This window comes from Streptomyces sp. NPDC087263, from assembly GCF_044744645.1.
Lineage (GTDB): Bacteria > Actinomycetota > Actinomycetes > Streptomycetales > Streptomycetaceae > Streptomyces.
This window is the reverse complement of record NZ_JBIUYT010000027.1, coordinates 1-6,979: the sequence shown is the minus strand read 5'-3', so window position 1 is coordinate 6,979 and position 6,979 is coordinate 1. Positions and strand designations below refer to the sequence as shown.

At 69.6% G+C, this 6,979-nt stretch carries 2 protein-coding genes; both read right to left on the bottom strand.

All coding sequences use genetic code 11. From position 1 onward, the window contains the following. Positions 1-1,365: condensation domain-containing protein (locus ACIPC1_RS40250; protein ID WP_402526810.1), on the bottom strand; the 1,365-nt coding region annotated here is incomplete at its 3' end. A 1-nt stretch (position 1,366) separates the two neighbouring features. After that, positions 1,367-6,979, bottom strand: a complete 5,613-nt coding sequence (locus tag ACIPC1_RS40245; protein ID WP_402526807.1) for an amino acid adenylation domain-containing protein — start codon at positions 6,977-6,979, stop codon at positions 1,367-1,369.

Sequence of the window (6,979 nt, the reverse complement as noted above, 5' to 3'; positions counted from 1 at the left end):
CTCCTCCACCACCCGCGCCCGCTCCACCTCGGCAAGCACATCCAGCCGCCCGACCAGCGCCTCCGGATCAGCCACCATCTGCTCCAGCACCCGGAGCACCCGGTCGACGAGGCCTTGGGCCGTCCCCTCGTCAAACAGGTCCGGCCGATAGCTCAGCCGCATGCCCAGGCCGCCGCTCGGGCCGACCACCAGGCCGAGGGGATAGCTGATCGACTCCCGGATTCCGGACTCGGTGAACTTCAGGCCACCTGGCCCCTGCCCATCGGGCTCGTCACCCGACGGCTTCTGGGCATTCGTGCCCGAGGGAAAGCTCTCGAACGCCATGATCGTGTCGAACGTGGCTCCGGGCCCGGTCTGCCGCTGGATGTCGCTGAGGCTCAGATACTGGTAGTCCACCAGCGCCGACTGCTCGGTCTGCAGCTCCGTCAGCATTTTGGCGACCGACTGCGCCGGATCGAAGTGCACGCGTACGGGCACCGTGTTGATGAAGAGCCCCAGCATGCTCTCCATTCCCGGCAGTTCCAGGGGCCGGCCGGCGACGCTGGCGCCGAACACCACGTCGCGCCGGCCCGTCAGCTTGCCGACGATCAGGGCCCAGGCGGCCTGGACCACAGTGTTCAGCGTGAGGCCATGGGTGCGCGTCAGCTCGCGCAGCCACTGGTCCAGCTCCTTGCTCGCCTTGACGGACACCATGGCGGAGTGCGCGGCCGCGCCGTTGCGCTCGGCCGGGGCCACCAGCGTCGGCTCGTCGGCCCCCGCGAGCACTCGCCTCCAAGCCGCCAGGCCCTCTTCTTTGTCTTGGCGGGCGAGCCAGGCGAGGTACTCGCGGTACGGCGTCACCGGCGGCAGATCACGAGCACTGCCACCAGCCTCGTAACACGTCCACAACTCCCGCATCAGCACCGGCAACGACCAACCGTCCAGCAAAATGTGATGCAACGTGATCATCATCCGGAACCGGTCCGGCCCCACCTTCACCAACATCACCTTCAACAACGGCGGCACCGCCAGATCGAACCGCCGCTCCCGCTCCGCGATCCCCAGCCGCTCCGACTCCGCCCACGCCTCATCCGCACCCAGACCCGACAGATCCTCCTCACGCCACGGCAGAGTCAACCGGCGCATGATCAACTGGACCGGCGCTCCCGAGGCGCGGTGCCGGAAGCCGGCGCGCAGGCTCTCGTGCCGGTCGAGCAGCGCCTGCCACGACGCGCGCAGCGCGGCGGAGTCGAGCTTGCCCTCCAGGCCCATGATCATCTGCTCGACGTAGACATCGATGCCTTGCTCGTCGTACACCGCGTGGAACAGCAGGCCCTCCTGAAGCGGCGACAGCGGCCATACCCCCACCAAAGCGGAGTCGGTCATCTCAGGCTCCTTCTTCCATCTGCTGAGCTGTCGCTTCGAATTCGTCCAACTCGCTCTGGCTGATCTCCACCATCGGGAAGTCGGAGGGGGTGTGGCCACCGGTGCCGGAGTCGGTGGTGTGGGCGGTGAGCCCGGTGAGCATCGCGGCCCAGCCGTCGGCCAGGCTCTGGGCGGCCCGCTCCGGCAGGAGTTCCGCCGGCCAGGACAGGATGAGAGTGAGCTGCGGGCCGTCGGGCAGGTCGTGGACCACGCCCATGAACTCCAGGGCGTGCATGACCGGGATACGGTCGTCGGCGCCGCCTCCCCGGCCGCCTTCGCCCGCTGTCTGCCAGGCCAACTGTTCGGCGGACCGCCGATCCTGCTGGGCGGGGAACCGGCCCAGGTAGTTGAAGCCGATCTGGGCCGTCGGCAGCGCGGCAAGGGCCGGTGCGGTCTCGGGGTTGAGATGACGGAGCAGGCCATAGCCGAGACCGTCACCCGGCACTGCCCGGAGCTGCTCCTTGATCCGCTTGACGACCCGTCCCACCGCCGCCCCGCCGGAGCGCAGCTCCGCGAAGTCGACGGCGCCGAGGTCGAGCCGCACCGGGTTGCTGCCGGTGAACCAGCCAGCTGTTCGCGCCAGGTCCACGCCCTCGGCCAGCGGTACGCGGCCGTGGCCCTCAAGGTCCAGCAGGATCCCGGCCTGGGCCTGGCCCTGACGGCGTCGCCATTCGACCACCGCCGCGGTCAGGCCGGTCAGCAGTACGTCGTCGACACCTGCGTGGAACGCCGTCGGCACGCTGGTCAGCAGCTTCGAAGTGATCTCTGTGGATACCTTCACCGAGAGCTGCCGCACGGTGGCGCCGAGGTCCCGCTCCGGGTCCATGGGCTCCGGGGTGAGCAGCGGGTCGGCGCCGTCCAGCATCCGGGTCCAGGCGGGGAGTTCGGCGAGCCGCGCGGGGCCGACCGCCTCCGCGGCGAGGGCCCTGGCCCAGTGGCGGAAGGAGGTCGGCACCGGCTCCAGGGCGACCTCGCGGCCGGCGGCAAGTTCTGTATAGGCCTCGGCCAGATCGGGAACCAGGACGCGCCAGGTCACACCGTCCACCACCAGGTGATTGACAAGGATCAGCAACCGTCCGGGGGTGTCCGGGCCTGCGTCGAACCAGACGACCTGCGTCATCACCCCCGCCTGCGGGTCGAGCCGGTCCGCGGCGGCGTGGGCATGTTCGGCCAGCAGTTCGTTGAGATAGCCCTCGGTCGCGTCCACCCGGTGCACCCAGGGAGCCACCGGCACGGACGACGGCACGACGAGGCGTGGTTCGGGCTCGGTCTCCAGCCGGGCCCGCAGCATGTCGTGGTGATCGACCAGCGCCTGGACGGCGTCGGTCAACGTCTCCAGCCGCATCCCGGCCGGAGCCACCACCACCGTCGACTGATACACCCCGCCGATACGTTCCGCTCCGGCCCTTCCGAGCATTTCGTGCATCACCGGGGTCAGCGGTACCTCTCCGACGCCCGCATCCCCGCCGCCGACTGGCACACCGTCAGCCGCGTCCCCGGCGACCTCGGCGAGCGCTGCGGGAGTCTGGCGTTCGAAGACCTGGCGCGCGGTCACCACGAGGCCCGCTTTACGCGCCCTCGACACCAGCAGCATCGACATAATCGAATCGCCGCCCAGCTCGAAGAACGAGGCGTCGGCACCAACCTCCTCCAGACCAAGGAGCTCAGCGAACAGCCCGCACAGAATCTGCTCGGTAGGGGTTTCCGCGACCCGGCCCACCGCCACGTCGGGGGCGGGCAGCGCGGTCCGGTCCAGCTTGGCGTTGACGGTGAGCGGCAGCGCGTCCAGCACCATGACCGTCGGGACCATGTACTCGGGCAGACGCTCTGCGGCGTACTCCCGCACCGCCACCACATCAAGCTCACTGGCAGGGACCACATAGGCGACCAGGCGCTGGTCCCCGGGACGGTCCTCACGGATGATCACTGCGGCCTGCGCCACCGCCTCGTGGCCGCTCAGGACCGCTTCGATCTCACCCGGCTCGACACGGAACCCGCGGATCTTCACCTGCTCATCCGCACGCCCGGCGAAGGCCAACTCGCCGCCGGGGGTCCACTTCGCGAGGTCTCCACTGCGGTACATCCGCCCACCACCGGTGAACGGGCACGCCACGAACCGCTCCGCCGACAACCCAGGCCGGCCGATATAACCCCGGGCCAGACCCGCACCGGCGATATACACCTCACCGGTGACACCCACCGGGACCGGCTGGAGGAATTCGTCCAGCACGAACACCTTGGTATTGGGGAGCGGACGGCCGATCGGCGGCGCCGTCTCCAACCCGGCATCCAGCGCCGTCGCCGTGGCCGTGGTGATCACGGTCGCCTCGGTCGGACCGTACGCGTTCCGCACCCGCGAACCCACCGACCACCGGCCCACGAGATCCGCGCTCACCCGCTCCGCACCCACCACCCAGTTGCGTACACCCGGAACAGCGGCCGGATCCAACACTCCCAGCAGCGACGGCACCACACTCGCCACCTCGACACCCGCGGAGTCGATCATCTCCGCCAGCGCATCCAGATCACTGCGCTCGGCCGACGTCGCCACCGCCAACGTGCCACCCGCAGCAAGCGTCACCACCACATCCAGCACCGCGGCATCAAAACTGAACGACGCGAACTGCAGCGCCACCACACCCGCATCCATCCCCAGCACCGGACGCATCGCCTCAGCCAGGTTCAACACCCCGCCATGAGCAACAGCCACACCCTTCGGCCGGCCCGTCGAACCCGACGTATAAATCACATACGCCAACTGCTCCGGAACAATGACCGTCCCCAACGGCTCCGCCGAGAACCCGTCCGCCTCGTCCAGGAGGACAACACGGGCATCGCCGACAGGAACATCCGCGAGGCCCTCAGCCGTGCCGACAACCACCTCGGCCCCACTGTCCGCGACCATGAACCCCAGCCGGTCCACCGGATACTCCGGATCCAACGGCACAAACGCCGCCCCGGCCTTCCACACCCCCAACAACGCCACCACCATGTCCACCGACCGCGGCAGACAGAGACCGACCCGCGACTCCCTGCCCACACCGACACTGCTCAGGAAACGCGCCAGCCGATTCGCCCGCCCGTCCAACTCCCCATACGACACGGCCTGCTCACCACACCGCACCGCCACCACATCAGGCGCCACCACGACCTGTGCCTCGAACCGATCCACGATCGACTCACCCGGAATGACGGCCTCGGTGGCGTTCCACTCCTCCACCACCCGCGCCCGCTCCACCTCCCCCAGCACAGCAATCTCACTCAGCCGCACCCCGGGATCAGCAGCCACCGCCTCCAACACCCGCACCAACCGCGACGCCAACTGCGCCGCCGTACCCTCATCAAACAAATCCGCCGCATACAGCAACGTCCCACCCAACCCCGCAGGCGCCCCCGCCCCATCACGCCGCTCAACCAGCGTCGGCGCGAGATCGAAGCGCGCGACCGGATCCGCGGTCGAGGGCAGCGTGCCGACTGTCAGGCCAGGCAGGTCCCACTCCTCGGGCGCGGCGCTCTGCACCGCCAACATCACTTGGAACAACGGGTTTCGCGACAGGGATCGCGCGGGGCTCAGTACGTCCACCAACCGCTCGAAGGGCACGTCCTGGTGGGAGTACGCGGCCAGATCAGCCTCTCGCACCCGCGCCAGCACCTCGGTGAACGTCGGGTCGGCGCTGACATCCGTGCGCAGCACCAGCGTGTTGACGAAGAATCCGGCCAGGTCGTCCATCGCCTCGTCGCCACGGCCCGCGATCGCGGTACCGATGGGGATGTCGGTGCCCGCACCAAGTCGGGCCAGCAGCACGGCCAATGCGGCCTGCACGACCATGAACATGGTCGCGTTCCCCTGCTGAGCGGCTGCCACCAGCCGGGCGTGAGTCTGTGCGTCCACGCTCAGGGGCACGTTGCCACCGCGGAACGAGGACACGGCCGGGCGGGGCCGGTCGGACGGCAGGTCCAGCTCTTCCGGCGCACCGGACAGGGCCCGCCGCCAGTAATCCAGTTGGCCACTGATCACGCTGTCCGTGTCGTCGAGTTCGCCCAGGACCTCGCGCTGCCAGAGCGCATAGTCCGCGTACTGCACCGGCAGCGGCTCCCAGTCCGGCGCCCCGCCTGCCCGCCGGGCCGCATAAGCCACCCCCAGATCCCGCGCGAGTACGCCCATCGACCAGCCGTCGACAGCGATGTGGTGCGCGACGACCAGGAGTACGTACTCCGCGGGCCCCGTCACCAACAGCCGTATCCGCCACGGCAGATCCACGCTCAGTTCGAAGCCGCGCCCGGAGTACGCCGCGAGAGTCGCGGCCAACTCGTCCGGTGTGGTCTCCACGACGATCAGTGGCGGCCTGCCCGTGTCTCCGGCCAGCACGTGCTGGCGGGGCTCGCCGTCGGTCTCCGGGAAGACGGTGCGCAGGCTCTCGTGCCGGTCGGCGACATCGCCGAGCGCGGCTTCCAGGGCGGCGATGTCCAGGTCCCCGGAGAGTTTCAGGGCGAGCGGCATGTTGTACCCAGCGCCTTCGCCGGCGCCTTCGAGCTGGTTGAGGAACCACATCCGCTGCTGTGCGTACGAAAGAGGCAGCACCTCCGGACGCGGCTGCGGCGTCAGCGCGGCCCGGGTCAGGGTGCCCTCCCGGGCGTCGAGCAGTCGGGCGACTCCGGCCACCGTCGGCGCCGCGAACAGCGCGCCGATCCTGACTCCGGTCTCAAGGACCGACCGGATGCGGGCGAGCAGTCGCATGGCCAGCAGGGAGTCGCCGCCGAGCTGGAAGAACGAAGTCTCCGCGTCCACCCACTCAAGGCCCAGCACCTCGGCGAAGAGCCCGGCGACGATCTCCTCGGTCGGTGTCGCCGGACCCCGGCCGGTGGTGAGACCGGCGAAGTCGGGGGCAGGGAGGGCGGGTCGGTCCAGCTTGCCGTTGACGGTGATCGGCAGGGCGTTGAGGGTCACGAAGGCGGCCGGGACCATGTACTCCGGCAGCCGTTCGGCGACGTACTCCCGCAGCCCGGCCGGGTCGGCCTCGCCCTCCCCAACGATGTAGGCGACGATCCGCTTGTCACCCTCGCGGTCCTCACGCACGACGACCGCGACCTGACCCACGCTCTCGTGGGCGGCGAGGACCGTCTCGATCTCACCGGGCTCCACCCGGAACCCGCGGATCTTCACCTGCTCATCCGCACGGCCCGCGAAGACCAGCTCACCATCCGCCGTCCACCGCGCGAGATCCCCGGTCCGGTACATCCGGCCACCCGTGAACGGGCATGCGACGAAACGCTCCGCCGACAGCGCCGACCGGCCGAGATAGCCGCGGGCGAGTCCGGAACCGGCAAGGTAGAGCTCGCCGTTGACGCCCGGGGGCACGGGCTTGAGGTACTCGTCCAGCACGAAGGCTTGGGTGTTGTCGCGGGGCCTACCGATGGGCAGCACCGTCGGAGCCTCGGCCTCGGGAGCGATCGGCTGTGTCGTCGCGCACAGGGTGGTCTCGGTGGGGCCGTACAGATGCCGGATCTCGATCTCCGGGCAGGCCGCCTTCACCTGCGCGATCGCACCCGCCGGCACCACATCACCGCCGGTCAG